Below are 18,396 nucleotides of genomic sequence, written 5' to 3' on the forward strand. Positions count from 1 at the left end.
ATCGTGGGGCCGGGCGCACATTTGTCGCTAAAAGTTACTCCAGTGCCTTCCAGATATCCGTAGCGTACTCGCGGATCGTCCGGTCGGAGGAGAACCAGCCCATGCGCGAAGTATTCAGCACCGCCGAACGCCACCAGTTATTGGCGTCGTGCCAGAGCGCATCGACGCGCATCTGCGCCTCCCAGTAGGAGTCGAAATCGGCGCAGACGAAGAACCGGTCGTAATCCACCAGCGAATCGATCAGCCCGGTGTAGCGCGACGTGTCGTCCGGCGAGAACACCCCGCTGCGGATCGCCTGCAACACATCATTGAGGCGATGGGACGCGGCAATGTCCGGCACCGCGCTGAACTCGTGGTTCTGCTTGCGCGCTTCGACCTGTTGAGCGCTCAGGCCAAAGATAAACATGTGCTCGGCGCCGATGCTCTCGCACATTTCCACGTTGGCACCGTCGAGGGTGCCGATGGTCAGCGCGCCGTTCAGGCCGAACTTCATGTTGCTGGTGCCCGAGGCTTCGAAACCGGCGGTGGAGATCTGCTCCGACAGGTCCGCCGCCGGAATGATGCTCTCCGCCAGGCTGACGTTGTAGTTGGGCAGGAACACCACTTTGAGCAGGCCACGCACGGTCGGGTCGTTGTTCACCACCCGGGCGATGTCGTTGGTCAGCTTGATGATCAGCTTGGCCTGGTGATAACTCGCCGCGGCTTTGCCGGCGAAGATTTTCACCCGCGGCACCCAGTCGATTTCCGGCTCGGCGCGGATCGCCTGATACAGCGCGACGGTGTGCATAAGGTTGAGCAACTGGCGTTTGTATTCGTGGATCCGTTTGACCTGCACGTCGAACATCGCCGCCGGATTGACCGCGATCCCCAGCCGTTCATGGATCAGGTAAGCGAGGGCTTTTTTGCTGTGCAGCCGCTGCTCGGCGAAGGCTTTGCGGAAGGCGGGTTTTTCGGCGAACGGCTCAAGATCGAGCAGACGCTCTTCAGGGTTGTCCAGCACGTCGGCGCCAAGGGCATCGACCAACATCGACGTCAGCTCCGGGTTGGCCTGGTACAGCCAGCGGCGGAAGGTGATGCCGTTGGTCTTGTTGTTGATTCGCTCCGGATACAGCTTGTGCAGCTCGGCAAATACGGTTTTGCGCATCAGTTGCGTGTGCAGCCCGGACACGCCGTTGACGCTGTGCGAGCCGAGAAACGCGAGGTTGCCCATGCGCACCCGACGGCCGTTGTCTTCCTCGATCAGCGACACCGCGCGCAGCACGTCGAAATCGTGGATGCCCTTGGCCCGCAACGAATCGATGTGCTGGGCGTTGATCAGGTAAATGATCTGCATGTGCCGCGGCAGCATGCGCTCCATCAGCCCCACCGGCCAGGTCTCCAGGGCTTCGGGCAACAGCGTGTGGTTGGTGTACGACAGCGTGTCGACGGTGACTTGCCACGCCGCGTCCCAGGCCACATCGTAGACGTCGACCAGTTGACGCATCAATTCGGCAACGGCAATCGAAGGGTGGGTGTCGTTGAGCTGAATCGCCGCGTGATCGCCGAGGGTCAGCACCGAGGTGTGCATGTTGCGATGACGGCGCAGCAAGTCCTGAAGCGACGCAGCGACGAAGAAGTATTCCTGACGCAGGCGCAGTTCCTGCCCGGCTTCAGTGCTGTCCGCCGGGTAAAGCACGCGGGAGATACTTTCGGCCCGGGCCACTTCGGCGACGGCTCCGAGGTGGTCACCGGCGTTGAAGCGCTCCAGGTGCAGGTCTTCCATCGCCCGCGCCCGCCACAGGCGCAAGGTGTTGACGCTCGCCCCGCGCCAGCCGACCACCGGGGTGTCGTAGGCAATGGCCCGGACGGTTTCCGCCGGGTGCCAGACTTGCCGGGACTTGCCGCTGGCGTCGGTGACGGTCTCGACGCTGCCGCCAAAGCCGATCGGATAGACCACCTCCGGCCGCTCGAACTCCCAGGGGTTGCCGAAATCCAGCCAGTGTTCGGTCTGTTCCTGCTGCCAGCCGTCGACGATGGCCTGGCGGAACAACCCGTGCTCATAACGAATGCCGTAGCCGTGGCCGGCGATACCGAGGGTCGACATGCTTTCCATGAAGCACGCCGCCAATCGTCCGAGGCCACCGTTGCCCAGCGCCGCGTCCGGCTCCAGGATGCGGATGCGCTCGAGATCGACGCCCAGTTCGGTCAAGGCTTCACGGGCGACGTCCAGCAAACCGAGGTTGCTCAGGCTGTCGTACAGCAAACGGCCGATGAGAAATTCCAGCGAGAGGTAATACACCCGCTTCTGGCCTTTGCGGTAAATCTGCCGGGTGTGGTCCATCCAGTGCTCGACCATGTGATCGCGCGCCGCCAGGGCGATGGCTTCGAACCAGTCATGGTCGAAGGCGTGATCCGGGTCTTTGCCCACCGCATAGGTGAGTTTGGTCAGGACGGCGTCGCGGAATGCGGCCACCTCTGCTTCGCGAACTAGTGGTTCTTGAGTCATCGATAGGACCTCGAGCGAGCGGGGAGTTGTCAGAGCCTAGACGGTCTGACCGACGGTAAGGGCTCTGGTTCGGCAGTTTTTACCGAGAGTGTGAGATCGACCGGCATTACTTTGTCATATGCCTCAATGAATGCAGGGGCCGTGCCGAATTGTCGCCCCTGCAAACGCGCGAAGAAAAAATCTGGCGAAAGGTTGTTCAAAATTCCACCCGTCCCGGTATGATCGCGCGCCCTGATGCACACGCCTGGTAAACACCGATGATGAAGCCCAACCTGATCGCCGCAGCCGAGATCGACCGTCTCGATACCTGGGCCAAATATTCGGCCCCGATGTGCGGCTCGTGCGTTTCCAGCTGCTGCACGCTGCCGGTCGAGGTCAAGATCAAGGACCTGGTGCGCATCGGCGTGGTCGACGAGTTCGAACTGGGCGACCCGCCGAAGAACATCGCCAAGCGCCTGCAAAAGGAAGGTCTGGTCGAGCGCTTCAACCAGAAGTCGGGGATTTTCACCCTGCAGCGCATGAGCAACAACGATTGCTACTACCTGGATCGTAAGAGCCGCCTGTGCACCATTTATGACAAGCGCCCGGACACTTGCCGCAACCACCCGAAGATCGGCCCGCGCCCGGGTTATTGCGCGTACAAGCCGAAGGAAGTGGAGCGGGTGCAGAACTCCCGTTCGATCGAGAAATTCTGATCTGCCCTGAGATGTTCGGCGGCTGATCGGCCGCCTTCGCTGGCAAGCCAGCTCCCACAGGTTTTTTTGCTGTACACAAACTTTAGGTACGACTCAAAACACTGTGGGAGCGGGCTTGCCCGCGATAGCGACGGAACAGACACTGCATAAACCCCAGACAAACAAAAACGCCCCCGATCTCTCGACCGGGGGCGTTTTTTTCAGCCTTGGCTAAATCTTATGCCTTGGCTTTCTTGGCAGCGCGGGTACGCTCGCTTTCGTCCAGGATCTTCTTGCGAAGACGGATGGACTTAGGAGTCACTTCGCACAGCTCGTCTTCCTGGATGTATTCCAGAGCCTGTTCCAGGGTGAAGCGAACAGGTGGGACCAGAGCGATGGTTTCGTCTTTACCCGAAGCACGCATGTTGTCGAGCTTCTTGCCTTTGGTCGGGTTCACACCCAGGTCGTTGTCGCGGGAGTTCTGACCAACGATCTGACCGTTGTAGATCTCCTGGCCGTGTTCTACGAACAGCTTGCCACGAGCCTGCAGGGTTTCCAGGGAGTAGGTCAGCGCCTTGCCGGTTTCAACCGAAACCAGAACGCCGTTCTGACGGCCGGACATGTGGCCCGACTTCACTGGAGCATAACGGTCGAAGATCGAGGTCAGGATGCCAGCACCGTTGGTCAGGGTCAGGAACTGGTTACGGAAACCGATCAGACCGCGAGCAGGGATGTTGTATTCCAGACGAACACGGCCTTTGCCATCCGGCACCATGTTGCTCAGGTCGCCTTTACGCAGACCCATCTCTTCCATGACCTTGCCCTGGGATTCTTCAGGGATGTCGATGGTTACGTTTTCGAACGGTTCCTGCTTCACGCCGTCGACTTCACGGATGATCACTTCAGGACGGCCCAGGGCCAGCTCGAAGCCTTCGCGACGCATGGTTTCGATCAGTACCGAGAGGTGCAGCTCACCACGGCCGGAAACCTTGAACTTGTCAGCCGAGTCGCCTTCTTCAACGCGCAGTGCAACGTTGTACAGCAGCTCTTTGTCCAGACGATCCTTGATGTTACGGGAAGTCACGAACTTGCCTTCTTTACCGCAGAATGGCGAGTCGTTTACCTGGAAGGTCATGGAAACGGTTGGCTCGTCAACGGTCAGAGGCTTCATCGCCTCGACGTTGTTGATGTCGCACAGGGTGTCGGAGATGAACAGCTCGTCGAAACCGCTGATGCAGACGATGTCGCCGGCCGCTGCTTCTTCAACGTCAACGCGGTGCAGGCCGTGGTGACCCATCAGCTTCAGGATACGACCGTTGCGGCGCTTGCCGTCGGCGCTGATAGCGACAACCGGAGTGTTCGGCTTGACGCGACCACGAGCGATACGGCCAACACCGATAACACCCAGGAAGCTGTTGTAGTCCAGAGCGGAGATCTGCATCTGGAACGGACCGTCACGGTCAACAGCCGGAGGCGGAACGTGGTCGACTACCGCCTGGTACAGCGCGGTCATGTCTTCGCCCATGGCGGTGTGGTCCAGACCGGCGATGCCGTTCAGGGCCGAAGCGTAAACAACCTGGAAGTCCAGTTGTTCTTCGGTGGCGCCCAGGTTGTCGAACAGATCGAAGATCTGGTCCAGAACCCAGTCAGGACGCGCGCCCGGACGGTCAACCTTGTTGATGACCACGATCGGACGCAGGCCGGCTTCGAAAGCCTTCTTGGTCACGAAACGGGTTTGCGGCATAGGGCCGTCCTGGGCGTCGACCAGCAGCAGCACGGAGTCAACCATGGACATTACGCGCTCAACTTCGCCGCCGAAGTCGGCGTGGCCCGGGGTGTCCACGATGTTGATGTGGTAGCCGTTCCAGTTGATGGCGGTGTTTTTCGCCAGAATGGTAATGCCGCGCTCTTTTTCCTGGTCGTTGGAGTCCATCACGCGCTCGTCGTTGAGCTCGTTGCGCTCCAGGGTGCCGGATTGACGCAGGAGTTTGTCTACCAGGGTGGTCTTACCATGGTCAACGTGGGCAATGATGGCGATGTTGCGTAGATTTTCGATCACTTGTGTATCTCGATCAGAGGATTCGGTTTGCTGACAAGTCTTGGCAGCGATTGACAGTAGTGTCCGGCATGGCCGTTACAGCTTGACGGCGGTGTCGGGGGGCCGGTGACGCAGGCCACAGGCAAACAGCCCCGGGCACTTAGCTCGGTCGATAAACGCGCACATTGGCATGCCCCTCACTGAGCAAATGGTGGGCATGCAGGCGACTCATCACGCCTTTGTCGCAATACAGCAGGTACTGGCGAGTAGGGTCCAGTTCCTTGAAACGAGCGTTCACTGCGTAGAACGGCATCGTCTGTACCTCTATGCCGGCGAGTTCCAGCGGGTCATCCTCGGCGGCATCCGGGTGGCGGATGTCGATGACGATCTGACCGGCCAGCGCTTCGCTGACTTCTTCGATCTGCAAATCCTGGCCCAATTCGTCGATCACCCGATCGATCGGCACCAGTCTGGCGTTTGCGAGCGCACGCTCAAGCACCGCCATGTCGAATTCCTGCTCTTCGTGCTCGACCCGGCCACGCTTGGCGGCGGTCTTCGGGTTGACCGAGATGACGCCGCAGTATTCCGGCATGTGCCGGGCGAAATCACCGGTACCGATCTGGTCGGCCGTGTCGATGATGTCCTGCTTGTGGGCGACGATCAGCGGCCGCAGGACCAGTTTGTCGGTGACGCAATCGATGACCGACAGGTTCGGCAGCGTCTGGCTCGACACCTGGGAAATCGCTTCACCGGTGACCAGCGCATCGATGTGCAGGCGTTCGGCAATGCTCGACGCTGCGCGCAACATCATACGCTTCAATACGACGCCCATATGACTGTCGTCGACCTTGCCGAGAATTTCGCCCAAGACTTCTTCGAACGGAACACTGACAAATAGCACGCGTTGCGAGCTGCCGTACTTCTTCCAGATGAAATGCGCGACTTCCATTACGCCCAATTCGTGGGCACGACCGCCCAGATTGAAGAAGCAGAAGTGCGTCATCAGGCCGCGACGAAGGATCTGGTACGCGGCCACCGTCGAGTCAAAGCCGCCGGACATCAATACCAGCGTCTGCTCCAGCGCACCGAGCGGGTAGCCGCCGATGCCATTGTGCTGGCTGTGAATCACGAACAACCGTTTGTCGCGAACTTCGATGCGGACTTCGATTTCCGGCTGTTTCAGGTCGATTCCGGCAGCGCCGCACTCACGGCGCAGCTTGCTGCCGACGTATTTTTCGACGTCCATCGAGCTGAACGCATGCTTGCCCGCACGCTTGCAGCGCACCGAAAAGATCTTCCCGGCCAATGCATCGCCGTAGTGCTGCTTGCACTTTTCGGTGATGTCGTCGAAGTCGCCCAGCGGGTACTCGTCGATCTGCAGAAAGTGCGCGATGCCCGGCATGCAGGTCAGGCGCTCGCCCATCTCTTTCAGGGCCTTGGGGTCGGTGACGCGGGTTTCCAGCTCGAGGTTGTCCCACACACCGTTCACCACCACGGCCGGGTCCAGGTCGCGGAGCACGGTGCGGATGTTCTTGGCCAACTGGCGGATGAATTTCGTCCGGACAGGTCGGCTTTTGATGGTGATCTCGGGGAAGACTTTTACGATTAGTTTCATGAAAACAGCGCGCGCAGGGCCAGCCGAAAAAGGGGGGCGCGGATTATAGCGGAAATTGCTCAAGGTTTAACCAGTTAATGTGCAGAAGGTTTTGCACGCACCAAAACGGATCATTTTTCGATTTGAGCGCTACATTACAGGGCGAGATTTTCGCCTTTAAGGCACTTTCGACCTTTAGAAGCGTGAATTTGGGGCAAAAAACCCATGCTGGGGCACTGGCATGCAATTTGCTCCCTTGTGAGGCAGGTTGCCTTGGCAGAGTATTCGCGCCGGCATCACCACTATTAAGGGCATCCACTACCCGCCCTAATTCACCCGGAGGACACTATGTCGAAGTCGGTTCAACTCATCAAAGATCATGACGTCAAGTGGATTGATCTGCGCTTCACGGACACCAAAGGCACTCAGCACCACGTGACCATGCCGGCTCGCGATGCGCTGGAAGACGACTTCTTCGAAGTTGGCAAGATGTTCGACGGTTCCTCCATCGCTGGCTGGAAAGGCATCGAAGCCTCCGACATGATCCTGCTGCCGGACGACGAAACCGCCGTTCTGGACCCGTTCACCGAAGAGCCGACCCTGATCCTGGTCTGCGACATCATCGAACCTTCGACCATGCAAGGTTACGATCGCGACCCGCGCGCCATCGCCCGCCGCGCCGAGGAATACCTGAAGACCACCGGTATCGGTGACACCGTATTCGCCGGTCCAGAGCCTGAGTTCTTCATCTTCGACGAAGTGAAGTTCAAGTCCGACATCTCCGGTTCGATGTTCAAGATCTACTCCGAGCAAGGCTCGTGGATGTCCGACCAGGACGTGGAAGGCGGCAACAAAGGCCACCGTCCAGGCGTGAAAGGCGGCTACTTCCCGGTTCCGCCGTTCGACCACGACCACGAAATCCGTACCTCCATGTGCAACGCACTGGAAGAAATGGGCCTGACCGTTGAAGTTCACCACCACGAAGTGGCAACTGCCGGCCAGAACGAAATCGGCGTCAAGTTCAACACCCTGGTGAAGAAAGCCGACGAAACCCAGACCCTGAAGTACGTTGTGCACAACGTTGCCGACGCCTACGGCCGCACCGCGACCTTCATGCCGAAGCCGCTGTACGGCGACAACGGTTCGGGCATGCACGTTCACATGTCCATCTCCAAAGATGGCAAGAACACCTTCGCGGGTGAAGGTTATGCCGGCCTGTCCGACACCGCCCTGTACTTCATCGGCGGCATCATCAAGCACGGTAAGGCCCTGAACGGCTTCACCAACCCGGCCACCAACTCCTACAAGCGTCTGGTGCCAGGCTTCGAAGCTCCAGTGATGCTGGCCTACTCGGCTCGCAACCGTTCCGCCTCGATCCGTATTCCTTACGTCAACAGCCCTAAAGGCCGTCGTATCGAAGCCCGCTTCCCGGATCCGGCTGCCAACCCGTACCTGGCTTTCGCAGCGCTGCTGATGGCAGGTCTGGACGGTATCCAGAACAAGATCCACCCAGGCGATGCTGCCGACAAGAACCTGTACGACCTGCCGCCTGAAGAGGCGAAAGAGATCCCGCAAGTTTGCGGCAGCCTGAAAGAAGCTCTGGAAGAGCTGGACAAGGGCCGTGCGTTCCTGACCAAGGGCGGCGTGTTCTCCGACGACTTCATCGACGCTTACATCGCGCTGAAATCCGAAGAAGAAATCAAGGTCCGCACCTTCGTACACCCACTGGAATATGAGCTGTACTACAGCTGCTGATCCGGTAGCGCCGCGCCACGCGGCGTGACAAAAGAGAGGCCTCCTTCGGGAGGCCTTTTTTTATTGGCCGGAATTTGTTGGCGATGCACCACCCTGTGGGAGCGGGCTTGTGGTGTTTGAATACATTTCTGGATGTGCAGCGAGTTGGGCCAACCGCGGCGACTGGCCTATGCTGCAACCCATCGTTTTCGTTTCCGGTCGATTTCATGGGTCGCACCCTTCTCTGTATTTTGCTGCTGATCGCCCTGCCCGCCGCCGCGCAGATCTACAAGTACACCGACGCCAGCGGCAACAGGGTGTACAGCGATCACGCGCCGGACGGCGTGCAGGCGCAGCCGGTGGAGTTGCCGCCACTCAACAGCGTCCAGCCCCAGGCACCGAGCCCGCCCTCTTCAGTCACCCCCAGTCCGGCGCCAGCACGCAATGCCTACGAAGCGCTGGAGCTGACCGGCCTGCCCACCGAAGAAGCCCTGCGCGCCAACAACGGCACCTTCACGGTCAGCGTGCTGATCAAGCCGCGCCTGCAACCGCCGCATCAATTGCGTCTGCTGCTGGATGATGCGCCTTATGGCCAGCCGAGCAATGTACCGATCCTGCAACTGGTGAACGTTGACCGGGGCGAGCATCGGCTCGCGGTGCAGGTAATCAATGGCGAGGCGATCATTCAGCAGAGTCCGGCGGTGGTGTTCACCGTGCAGCGGGTGCACAGGCCATGATGCGAGGATTGATTGCCTTGTGCCTGTCGCTGATCGCGTTTGGCGCATCGGCCGAGGTGTTCACTTACGTCGACGCACAGGGCAATCGGGTCTACACCGATCAACCACGGGGCAACGCCAAGCGTGTGCCGCTGGCCACCAGCAATCGCATGGCCTCGAACCCGACCGCCGCTGCACCGGTCACGCCGTCGAAGCAATCAGGGGAGCCGACGCTGTTTCGCTACGACATGCTGCGGGTGCTGATCCCCGAGCCGGACGCGACCATTCGCAGCAGCGCCGGCGAACTGATCGTCAGCGTCACCAGCGAGCCAGGCCTGCAAAAAGGTCATCGGTATCGCCTGCTGCTGGATGGCCAGGCCGTCGGCGAACCCGGCCCAAGCCCGGTGTTCCCGCTGAGCAACATCGATCGTGGCAGCCACAACCTGTCGGTGGAGATCCTCGATGCTCAGGGTCGAACGGTGGAGAAAACCGCCAACCAGCCGTTCCACATGCAGCGCATTTCCCTGGCACAGAAGCGTCAGGTCAAACCCTGCGTCAGCGCCGACTACGGCGTGCGCCCGGAATGCCCGCTGAAAGACAAACCCGCCGAACCGAAAAATCCTTTCCTGCGTTTCTTCTGACGCCGTTCAGCTTTGCGCACTATATTGGTGCAATACATTGCACCGTACTCACATTCCAACCCATTTTGGTTCGAAAGTACCCGCCAGAGCGGTTTGACTGCCACGCAAACGAGCGTCAAACGCCCGTTTCAGGGGTTGAACGCTTCTTTTCGGAGCCTTGGTTTGGTTTTTGCATTTTCCTCGCATCAGCGCTGTATCCCTGCGCGCGCCATGCTCCAAAAGAGGTCCTCATGACCATCAGTGACGCACTGCATCGCTTGCTACTCGACAACCTGACCACCGCCACCATCCTGCTCGACAGCGAATTGCGCCTCGAGTACATGAACCCGGCGGCGGAGATGCTGCTGGCCATCAGCGGCCAGCGCAGCCATGGGCAGTTCATCAGCGAGCTGTTCACCGAGTCCACCGAGGCGCTCAATTCGTTGCGCCAGGCGGTGGAGCAGGCGCACCCGTTCACCAAGCGCGAAGCGATGCTCACTGCCCTCACCGGCCAGACCCTGACCGTGGATTACGCGGTGACGCCGATCCTCAGCAACGGCGCGACCCTGCTCCTGCTGGAGGTCCATCCCCGTGACCGCCTGTTGCGCATCACCAAGGAAGAGGCGCAACTGTCGAAACAGGAAACCAGCAAGATGCTGGTGCGCGGCCTCGCTCACGAGATCAAGAACCCGCTGGGCGGCATTCGTGGCGCCGCGCAACTGCTGGCCCGGGAACTGCCGGAAGACAGCCTGCGCGACTACACCAACGTGATCATCGAAGAGGCCGACCGCCTGCGCAATCTGGTCGACCGCATGCTCGGTTCGAACAAACTGCCGTCGCTGGCCCTGTGCAACGTCCACGAAGTGCTGGAGCGGGTCTGCCAACTGGTCGAGGCCGAAAGCCAGGGCTGCATCACGCTGGTGCGCGATTACGACCCGAGCATTCCCGACGTCCTGATCGATCGTGAACAAATGATTCAGGCGGTGCTGAACATCGTGCGCAACGCGATGCAGGCCATCAGCAGCCAGAACGAGCTGCGCCTGGGCCGCATCAGCCTGCGCACCCGCGCCATGCGCCAGTTCACCATCGGCCACGTCCGTCATCGCCTGGTGACCAAGATCGAGATCATCGACAACGGTCCGGGCATTCCGGCGGAACTGCAGGAAACCATCTTCTTTCCCATGGTCAGCGGCCGTCCGGACGGTACCGGGCTGGGCCTGGCCATCACCCAGAACATCATCAGCCAGCACCAGGGCCTGATCGAGTGTGACAGCCATCCAGGCCACACCACGTTCTCGATCTTTCTGCCACTGGAACAAGGAGCCACATCGACATGAGCCGTAGTGAAACCGTGTGGATCGTCGATGACGACCGTTCTATCCGTTGGGTTCTGGAAAAAGCCCTGCAACAGGAAGGCATGACCACCCAGAGCTTCGACAGCGCCGATGGCGTGATGAGCCGCCTCGCGCGCCAGCAGCCGGACGTGATCATCTCCGACATCCGCATGCCCGGCGCCAGTGGCCTGGACCTGCTGGCACGGATCCGCGAGCAGCACCCGCGGCTGCCGGTGATCATCATGACCGCTCATTCCGATCTGGACAGCGCTGTCGCCTCCTATCAGGGTGGCGCGTTCGAATACCTGCCCAAGCCGTTCGATGTCGACGAAGCGGTATCGCTGGTCAAACGCGCCAATCAGCACGCCCAGGAACAACAAGGCCTGGAAGTCGCCCCGACTCTGACCCGCACCCCGGAAATCATCGGCGAAGCGCCGGCGATGCAGGAAGTGTTTCGCGCCATCGGGCGCCTGAGCCACTCCAACATCACCGTGCTGATCAACGGCGAATCCGGCACCGGTAAAGAACTGGTGGCCCACGCCCTGCACCGCCACAGCCCGCGCGCGGCCTCGCCGTTCATCGCGCTGAACATGGCGGCGATCCCGAAAGACCTGATGGAATCCGAGCTGTTCGGCCACGAGAAAGGCGCGTTCACTGGCGCGGCCAACCTGCGTCGCGGCCGTTTCGAACAGGCCGATGGCGGCACGCTGTTCCTCGATGAAATCGGCGACATGCCGGCGGACACCCAGACTCGCCTGCTGCGGGTACTGGCCGATGGCGAGTTCTATCGCGTTGGCGGGCACGTGCCGGTCAAAGTCGATGTGCGGATCATCGCGGCGACCCACCAGAATCTGGAAACCCTGGTTCACGCCGGGAAATTCCGTGAGGACTTGTTCCACCGCCTCAACGTGATCCGCATCCACATCCCGCGCCTGTCGGACCGTCGCGAAGACATCCCGACCCTGGCCAAGCACTTCCTCAGCCGCGCCGCGCAAGAACTGGCGGTGGAGCCGAAGCTGCTGAAAAGCGAGACCGAGGAATACCTGAAGAACCTGCCGTGGCCTGGCAACGTGCGCCAGCTGGAAAACACCTGCCGCTGGATCACCGTGATGGCGTCCGGGCGGGAGGTGCACATCAGCGACCTGCCGCCGGAACTGCTGAGCCTGCCGCAGGACTCGGCGCCGGTGACCAACTGGGAACAGGCGCTGCGCCAATGGGCCGATCAGGCCCTGGCACGCGGGCAGTCGAGCCTGCTCGACAGCGCGGTGCCGGCGTTCGAGCGAATCATGATCGAAACGGCTCTGAAGCACACCGCCGGGCGTCGTCGCGACGCTGCCGTGCTGCTGGGCTGGGGCCGGAACACCCTGACCCGCAAGATCAAGGAGCTCGGCATGAAGGTCGATGGCGGGGATGACGATGAGGGCGATGAAGGCTGAGACTCAGCGCCAGCCTGCACCGCCGCAAGGCACCGTGACCCTTAATCGGGCACGGTCATTGGCCCAGGCTTGCACTGTAAACAGCTGAAAATCCTATCCTGTGAAAAGACGAAGGCCCCGTATTACGGGGCCTTCGTCGTCATGTCGGGCTTTTTTGTTTCAAAACGAGAAAAACTGGCACGCCCCCTGCAATAACTCCATCAGGTGATTCGATTCACCCACACTTTCGGGGGCCTTGGTACAGGCAGGCCGGGGATTCCCCTCTTTACACCGGACTCATCGAGTCCACCCTTTTGGGGCCCTTGATACAGGCAGGTCAGGGGTTCCTTCTTTACACCGGCTCAGAACGCGATGCGATGAGCCCGCCCGTTTCGGGAACCTTGGTACAGGCAGGCCGGGGATTCCCTCTTTTATTGCTCCCGGAGATGGATCTCCAGCCGCCAGCGGTCATCGACCGCCTGGCCGGCCCAATCGCCCTGCAGCGGCCGCGCCGCCACCAGCGTCAGCAACAATCCCCCGTCACTCAACCGCGTCCGCCAGTTCACGTCCTTGCCGTTGAACTTGAGCTGGCCTTTCTGCGCCTGGCCTTCGGCCTCGAACAACAGCGCAACGCTGCCATCGACGATCTCGCCATGCAGCTTCGGCTCGTTGTTGAACCAGACCGCCAGCCCGCCATCGATGACCTCGACCTGCTGCAAAACGGTCGGGTCAGGCGTGGTCAAACGGCCGATCATCATCCCGACCATCACACCGACGATCGCCAGTGAGGCCATCACCCGCGGGAATAGTTTCGAACGCGGATCCGCTTGCGGCGTAGAATGCGCGTCATCTTTACCTTCGGAGCCGTGCATGTTTCACGTCATCCTTTTTCAACCGGAAATTCCGCCGAACACCGGCAACGTTATCAGGCTGTGCGCCAACAGCGGCTGCCACCTGCATTTGATCGAACCGCTGGGTTTCGAGATGGACGACAAGCGCTTGCGCCGTGCCGGTCTCGACTACCACGAGTATGCCACCTTGCAGCGCCATGCCGACCTCGCCAGTTGCCTCGAAAGCCTCGGTCATCCACGGCTGTTCGCCTTCACCACCAAGGGTTCGCGGCCGTTTCACGATGCCGCGTTCGTCCCCGGCGATGCATTCATCTTCGGCCCGGAAAGCCGTGGCCTGCCGCCGGAAGTGCTCGACGCCCTGCCCGGCGAACAGCGCCTGCGCCTGCCGATGCGCGAAGGCTGCCGCAGCCTGAACCTGTCCAACACCGTGGCAGTGGCCGTGTACGAAGCGTGGCGGCAGAACGACTTCAAATAACACCGCATAACAAATGTGGGAGCGGGCTTGCTCGCGAAGGGGCCGCATCAGATGACATTTATGCCACCTGACACACCGCTTTCGCGAGCAAGCCCGCTCCCACATTGGACTTGCGTCAACGCTCAGATCATTTACTGAACGGTCGGGGTCTCGCCGGATTCCTGCATGCGCTGCAGCTCTTGCGCGTACAGGGCGTCGAAGTTCACCGGGGCCAGCATCAGGGCCGGGAACGAACCGCGGGTCACCAGGCTGTCCAGGGTTTCGCGCGCGTACGGGAACAGGATGTTCGGGCAGAACGCACCCAGGGTGTGGCTCATGGAAGCCGCGTCCAGGTTTTTGATCAGGAAGATACCGGCCTGTTGCACTTCAGCGATGAAGGCCACTTCTTCACCGTTTTTCACGGTGACGGACAGGGTCAGCACGACTTCGTAGAAATCACCTTCCAGGGCTTTCTGGCGGGTGTTCAGATCCAGAGCGACCGCCGGATCCCACTGCTGGCGGAAGATCGCCGGGCTTTTCGGGGCTTCGAAGGACAGGTCGCGTACGTAGATGCGCTGCAAGGAGAATTGCGGTGCGGTTTCTTCTTCGCTGGCTGCAGTGTTCTGTTGGTCAGTCATCTCAGATCCTTTCTGATCTTGGGTCTTTTAGGGTTCTTTACGTGTGCAGCAGGTCAGGCCTTGAGCAGCGCGTCGAGCTTGCCGGCGCGCTCCAGGGCATACAAATCATCACATCCGCCGACGTGGGTGTCGCCGATCCAGATCTGCGGCACGGACGTGCGTCCGGCCTTCTGGGCCATGGCGGCGCGCACCTGCGGCTTGCCATCGACCTTGATCTCTTCGAAGGCCACGCCTTTGTTCGCGAGCAGGTACTTGGCGCGCGAGCAGTAAGGGCAGTAATCGCTGGAGTAGACGATGACGTCGCTCATGTCACTTCACCAACGGCAGGTTGTCGCCTTTCCAGCTGGAAATCCCGCCGGACAGCTTGGCGGCGGTGAAGCCGGCCTTCATCAGCTCGCGGGCGTGGGTGCCGGCGGTCTGGCCCAGGGCGTCGACCAGAATGATGGTCTTGGCCTTGTGTTTTTCCAGCTCGCCGATGCGGGCGGCCAGTTTGTCCTGGGGAATGTTCACCGCGCCAACGATGTGACCGGCGGCGTAGTCCTTGCTCGGACGGATGTCCACCACCACGCCGGCTTCCTTGTTGACCAGTGCGGTCAGCTCGCCCGTGCTCAGGCTTTTACCGCCGCCCTGCACCGTATGCGCCAGCAGCAAAGCCAGCAGTACGACGAAGATACCGACAAGAATGTAGTGGTTAGTGGCAAATTCAATCAGGTGAGCAACCATCGAAGGAGGTTCCAGGGCGTTAAAATGTCGGCCAGTATACACAGCCACTATGGTCGGCCAAACCCCGTCCGGCGGTGACGCCGCCGGAACTTCGCTTTAAACTCCAACTCCCTTTTCCATCGCCCTCTTCTTATTAGCCACGAGTGGATTCCATGACTACCACGCCTAAACCTTTGGTCCTGATGATTCTCGACGGCTTCGGTCACAGCGACAGCCCCGAATCCAACGCCGTCTATGCAGCCAAAAAGCCTGTGCTGGATCGCCTGTGGGCCACCGTGCCGAACGGCTTGATCTCGGGCAGCGGCATGGACGTCGGCCTGCCGGACGGCCAGATGGGCAACTCCGAAGTCGGCCACATGAACCTCGGCGCCGGGCGCGTGGTGTATCAGGACTTCACGCGCGTGACCAAAGCGATCCGTGACGGCGAGTTCTTCGAGAACCCGACCATCTGCGCCGCCGTGGACAAGGCCGTGGCCGCCGGCAAGGCCGTGCACTTCATGGGCCTGCTGTCGGATGGCGGCGTTCACAGCCACCAGGATCACCTGATCGCCATGGCCGAACTGGCCTTCAAGCGCGGCGCCGAAAAGATCTACCTGCACGCCTTCCTCGACGGCCGTGACACGCCGCCGAAAAGCGCCGCCTCGTCGATCGAACTGCTCGACGCGACCTTCCAGGCCCTCGGCAAGGGCCGCATCGCCAGCCTGATCGGCCGCTACTACGCCATGGACCGCGACAACCGCTGGGATCGCGTGGCCCAGGCCTACAATCTGATCGTTGACGGCAAGGGCGAATTCAACGCCGCCACCGCCCAGGAAGGGCTGGAAGCCGCTTACGCCCGTGGCGAGAGCGACGAATTCGTCAAGGCCACCAGCATCGGTGAGCCGGTGAAAGTCGAAGACGGCGATGCCGTGGTGTTCATGAACTTCCGCGCCGACCGCGCCCGCGAGCTGAGCCGCGTGTTTGTCGAAGACGGTTTCAAGGAATTCGAGCGCGCACGCCAGCCAAAAGTGCAGTACGTGGGCCTGACCCAGTACGCCGCCAGCATCCCGGCACCCGCAGCCTTTGCCCCCGGCAGCCTGGAAAACGTGCTCGGCGACTATCTGGCGAAAAACGGCAAGACCCAGCTGCGCATCGCCGAAACCGAGAAGTACGCCCACGTGACCTTCTTCTTCTCCGGCGGCCGCGAAGAACCGTTCCCGGGCGAAGAACGCATCCTGATCCCGTCGCCGAAAGTCGCTACCTACGACTTGCAGCCGGAAATGAGCGCACCGGAAGTCACCGACCACATCGTCGAGGCCATCGAGAACCAGCGCTACGACGTGATCGTGGTCAACTACGCCAACGGCGACATGGTCGGCCACAGCGGCGTGTTCGAAGCCGCTGTGAAAGCCGTGGAATGCCTGGACACCTGCGTCGGCCGCATCGTCGAGGCACTGGAAAAGGTCGGCGGCGAAGCACTGATCACCGCCGACCACGGCAACGTCGAGCAGATGGCCGACGAATCCACCGGCCAGGCGCACACCGCGCACACCACCGAACCGGTGCCGTTCATCTATGTCGGCAAGCGTGACCTGAAAGTCCGCGAAGGCGGCGTGCTGGCGGACGTGGCGCCGACCATGCTGAAACTGCTGGGCCTGGAAAAACCGGCGGAAATGACTGGCACTTCGATTCTGGTCTGATATCAAAAACGCCCTGTAATCAGCCTGAAACGGCTTTTTATGACGAACGCCTCAAAGCAGTTGGCTTTGAGGCGTTTTTTTTGCCGCGTCGGGCGGGCATACTAGGCCGTCCCTTACCCTGGTGCCGCCCGCCTCTATGCTTCGCGTCCTGATCGCCCTCGCTCTGACATGCCTGCTCCAACCGGCCTTCGCGGATGAGCGCGCGCAAACCCAACAGCAACTGGACGCCACGCGCCAGGACATTGCCGAGCTGAAAAAACTGCTGGGCAAGCTCCAGGAGGAAAAATCCGGGGTACAAAAGGAGCTCAAGGGCACCGAAACCGAGATGGGCAAGCTCGAGAAGCAGGTCGAAGCCCTGCAGAAAGAGCTCAAGAAGAGCGAGTCCGAGCTGCAGCGGCTCGATGCGGAGAAAAAAAAACTCCAGAGCGCACGCACTGAACAGCAGCGACTGATCGCCATCCAGGCCCGCGCCGCCTACCAGAACGGTCGCCAGGAATACCTCAAGCTGCTGCTCAACCAGCAGAATCCCGAGAAATTCGCCCGCACCCTCACCTATTACGACTACCTGAGCCAGGCTCGCTTGGAGCAGCTTAAAAGCTTCAACGAAACCCTGCGCCAACTGGCCAACGTCGAAAAAGACATCGGCGTGCAGCAGGCGCAGTTGCTGGCGCAGCAAAGCGATCTCGACACTCGGCGCGAAGCGCTCGACAAGGTCCGCAAGGAGCGCCAGCAGGCCCTTGCCAAGCTCAATGACGACGTGAAAGCCCGGGACCAGAAACTGGCCGCCCGCGAGCAGGATCAGGCAGACCTGTCTAAAGTCCTTAAAACCATTGAAGAAACCCTGGCCCGCCAGGCTCGTGAGGCAGAAGAAGCGCGGCAGAAAGCGCTCATCGCCCAGCAGGAAGCCGAAAAAAAGCGCTTGCGTGAGGCCGAGGCGGAAAACTCCGACGCCCCACGCAAACCGGTCAGATCGACACCCGGCGCTCTGGTGTCCAGCGGCGGCGAGACCTTCGGTGGCCCTTTTGCATCAAGTCGGGGAAAACTTCCATGGCCGGTTGATGGTCGACTGCTGGCACGCTTCGGCGAAACCCGTGGCGACGATGCCCGCACCAAGTGGGACGGCGTGATGATCAGCGCCTCCGCCGGCAGCCAGGTGCATGCCGTACACGGCGGGCGCGTGGTGTTTGCCGACTGGCTGCGCGGCGCCGGGCTGCTGGTGATCCTCGATCACGGCAACGGTTTTCTGAGTCTTTACGGTCACAACCAGACGCTACTGAAGTCGGCAGGTGACGTGGTAAAAGCCGGTGAGTCCATCTCCACTGTGGGTAACAGTGGCGGCCAGGACACACCAGCGCTGTATTTCGCAATTCGTCAGCAGGGTCACCCGAGTGATCCGGCGCAATGGTGCCGTGCGCAAGGATAAGCACGCCATCTAATTCAG

16 protein-coding genes are annotated in these 18,396 nt (G+C 60.8%); 9 read left to right on the forward strand and 7 right to left on the reverse strand.

Going from position 1 to position 18,396, the window contains the following annotated elements; translation table 11 throughout:
• Positions 1-34 precede the first annotated feature (34 nt).
• Entirely contained in the window at positions 35-2,485 is a 2,451-nt protein-coding gene (locus tag CAG25_RS04535) for a glycogen/starch/alpha-glucan phosphorylase (RefSeq protein WP_039764697.1), read from the reverse strand.
• 257 nt (positions 2,486-2,742) lie between these two features.
• On the opposite strand from CAG25_RS04535, the gene CAG25_RS04540 reads away from it, so the two are divergent.
• Positions 2,743-3,180: a YkgJ family cysteine cluster protein gene (locus CAG25_RS04540; protein ID WP_007961740.1), complete on the forward strand. Its 438-nt coding sequence runs from the start codon at positions 2,743-2,745 to the stop codon at positions 3,178-3,180.
• A gap of 217 nt (positions 3,181-3,397) precedes the next feature.
• Here the strand turns inward: CAG25_RS04540 and typA are convergent, their stop codons facing one another.
• Positions 3,398-5,218: a translational GTPase TypA gene (gene typA / locus CAG25_RS04545; RefSeq protein ID WP_007952502.1), complete on the reverse strand. Its 1,821-nt coding sequence runs from the start codon at positions 5,216-5,218 to the stop codon at positions 3,398-3,400.
• A gap of 139 nt (positions 5,219-5,357) precedes the next feature.
• Positions 5,358-6,812, reverse strand: a complete 1,455-nt coding sequence (gene thiI, locus CAG25_RS04550; RefSeq protein WP_011332034.1) for a tRNA uracil 4-sulfurtransferase ThiI — start codon at positions 6,810-6,812, stop codon at positions 5,358-5,360.
• A 327-nt stretch (positions 6,813-7,139) separates the two neighbouring features.
• On the opposite strand from thiI, the gene glnA reads away from it, so the two are divergent.
• The 5 genes from glnA (at position 7,140) to ntrC (ending at position 12,631) form a co-directional block, all read left to right on the forward strand.
• Complete coding sequence (gene glnA / locus CAG25_RS04560; RefSeq protein ID WP_011332032.1) at positions 7,140-8,546, forward strand: glutamate--ammonia ligase; 1,407 nt, start codon at positions 7,140-7,142, stop codon at positions 8,544-8,546.
• Positions 8,547-8,752: 206 nt separating this feature from the next.
• Complete coding sequence (locus CAG25_RS04565) at positions 8,753-9,262, forward strand: DUF4124 domain-containing protein (protein WP_085611165.1); 510 nt, start codon at positions 8,753-8,755, stop codon at positions 9,260-9,262.
• Positions 9,259-9,882 carry a DUF4124 domain-containing protein gene (locus CAG25_RS04570; RefSeq protein ID WP_085611166.1) on the forward strand — a complete coding sequence of 208 codons (624 nt, stop codon included), beginning with the start codon at positions 9,259-9,261 and terminating at the stop codon, positions 9,880-9,882. The genes CAG25_RS04565 and CAG25_RS04570 overlap by 4 nt, the downstream gene beginning before the upstream one ends.
• A gap of 230 nt (positions 9,883-10,112) precedes the next feature.
• Positions 10,113-11,198: a nitrogen regulation protein NR(II) gene (gene glnL, locus CAG25_RS04575; protein WP_007952516.1), complete on the forward strand. Its 1,086-nt coding sequence runs from the start codon at positions 10,113-10,115 to the stop codon at positions 11,196-11,198.
• Positions 11,195-12,631, forward strand: coding sequence for a nitrogen regulation protein NR(I) (ntrC, locus tag CAG25_RS04580; protein WP_007952518.1), 1,437 nt, complete (start codon positions 11,195-11,197; stop codon positions 12,629-12,631). The genes glnL and ntrC overlap by 4 nt, the downstream gene beginning before the upstream one ends.
• 410 nt (positions 12,632-13,041) lie before the next feature.
• Here ntrC and CAG25_RS04585 read toward each other — a convergent pair whose 3' ends face one another.
• Positions 13,042-13,482, reverse strand: coding sequence for a hypothetical protein (locus tag CAG25_RS04585; protein ID WP_064592837.1), 441 nt, complete (start codon positions 13,480-13,482; stop codon positions 13,042-13,044).
• Between CAG25_RS04585 and CAG25_RS04590 the strand changes: the two genes are divergently transcribed.
• On the forward strand, positions 13,481-13,936 hold the full coding sequence (locus CAG25_RS04590) for a tRNA (cytidine(34)-2'-O)-methyltransferase (RefSeq protein ID WP_007952520.1): 456 nt from the start codon (positions 13,481-13,483) through the stop codon (positions 13,934-13,936). The two genes, CAG25_RS04585 and CAG25_RS04590, sit on opposite strands and share 2 nt — an antisense overlap.
• A gap of 131 nt (positions 13,937-14,067) precedes the next feature.
• Here CAG25_RS04590 and secB read toward each other — a convergent pair whose 3' ends face one another.
• The 3 genes from secB to CAG25_RS04605 are packed head-to-tail and all read right to left on the reverse strand — an operon-like array spanning position 14,068 to position 15,276.
• Positions 14,068-14,553: a protein-export chaperone SecB gene (gene secB / locus CAG25_RS04595; protein ID WP_007909233.1), complete on the reverse strand. Its 486-nt coding sequence runs from the start codon at positions 14,551-14,553 to the stop codon at positions 14,068-14,070.
• A 53-nt stretch (positions 14,554-14,606) separates the two neighbouring features.
• Positions 14,607-14,861: a glutaredoxin 3 gene (gene grxC / locus CAG25_RS04600; RefSeq protein ID WP_007952522.1), complete on the reverse strand. Its 255-nt coding sequence runs from the start codon at positions 14,859-14,861 to the stop codon at positions 14,607-14,609.
• A 1-nt stretch (position 14,862) separates the two neighbouring features.
• Entirely contained in the window at positions 14,863-15,276 is a 414-nt protein-coding gene (locus CAG25_RS04605) for a rhodanese-like domain-containing protein (RefSeq protein WP_007952524.1), read from the reverse strand.
• A gap of 152 nt (positions 15,277-15,428) precedes the next feature.
• Between CAG25_RS04605 and gpmI the strand changes: the two genes are divergently transcribed.
• Together gpmI and CAG25_RS04615 are read left to right on the forward strand one after the other, a co-directional pair.
• Positions 15,429-16,955: a 2,3-bisphosphoglycerate-independent phosphoglycerate mutase gene (gene gpmI / locus CAG25_RS04610; RefSeq protein ID WP_085611167.1), complete on the forward strand. Its 1,527-nt coding sequence runs from the start codon at positions 15,429-15,431 to the stop codon at positions 16,953-16,955.
• 136 nt (positions 16,956-17,091) lie between these two features.
• Entirely contained in the window at positions 17,092-18,378 is a 1,287-nt protein-coding gene (locus tag CAG25_RS04615; protein ID WP_039764683.1) for a murein hydrolase activator EnvC, read from the forward strand.
• The last annotated feature ends 18 nt before the right edge of the window (positions 18,379-18,396 follow it).

Origin of the sequence: Pseudomonas sp. B16(2017), from assembly GCF_002113205.1 — a bacterium.
Taxonomy (GTDB): domain Bacteria; phylum Pseudomonadota; class Gammaproteobacteria; order Pseudomonadales; family Pseudomonadaceae; genus Aquipseudomonas; species Aquipseudomonas pharyngis.

Coding starts and splice junctions, on each gene's coding strand:
- thiI (WP_011332034.1), bottom strand. CDS start 6,812: ATGAAACTAATCGTAAAAGTCTTCCCCGAGATCACCATCAAAAGCCGA.
- glnA (WP_011332032.1), top strand. CDS start 7,140: ATGTCGAAGTCGGTTCAACTCATCAAAGATCATGACGTCAAGTGGATT.
- CAG25_RS04605 (WP_007952524.1), bottom strand. CDS start 15,276: ATGGTTGCTCACCTGATTGAATTTGCCACTAACCACTACATTCTTGTC.
- CAG25_RS04585 (WP_064592837.1), bottom strand. CDS start 13,482: ATGCACGGCTCCGAAGGTAAAGATGACGCGCATTCTACGCCGCAAGCG.
- CAG25_RS04535 (WP_039764697.1), bottom strand. CDS start 2,485: ATGACTCAAGAACCACTAGTTCGCGAAGCAGAGGTGGCCGCATTCCGC.
- ntrC (WP_007952518.1), top strand. CDS start 11,195: ATGAGCCGTAGTGAAACCGTGTGGATCGTCGATGACGACCGTTCTATC.
- CAG25_RS04570 (WP_085611166.1), top strand. CDS start 9,259: ATGATGCGAGGATTGATTGCCTTGTGCCTGTCGCTGATCGCGTTTGGC.
- CAG25_RS04590 (WP_007952520.1), top strand. CDS start 13,481: ATGTTTCACGTCATCCTTTTTCAACCGGAAATTCCGCCGAACACCGGC.
- glnL (WP_007952516.1), top strand. CDS start 10,113: ATGACCATCAGTGACGCACTGCATCGCTTGCTACTCGACAACCTGACC.
- CAG25_RS04540 (WP_007961740.1), top strand. CDS start 2,743: ATGATGAAGCCCAACCTGATCGCCGCAGCCGAGATCGACCGTCTCGAT.
- CAG25_RS04615 (WP_039764683.1), top strand. CDS start 17,092: ATGCTTCGCGTCCTGATCGCCCTCGCTCTGACATGCCTGCTCCAACCG.
- CAG25_RS04565 (WP_085611165.1), top strand. CDS start 8,753: ATGGGTCGCACCCTTCTCTGTATTTTGCTGCTGATCGCCCTGCCCGCC.
- grxC (WP_007952522.1), bottom strand. CDS start 14,861: ATGAGCGACGTCATCGTCTACTCCAGCGATTACTGCCCTTACTGCTCG.
- secB (WP_007909233.1), bottom strand. CDS start 14,553: ATGACTGACCAACAGAACACTGCAGCCAGCGAAGAAGAAACCGCACCG.
- gpmI (WP_085611167.1), top strand. CDS start 15,429: ATGACTACCACGCCTAAACCTTTGGTCCTGATGATTCTCGACGGCTTC.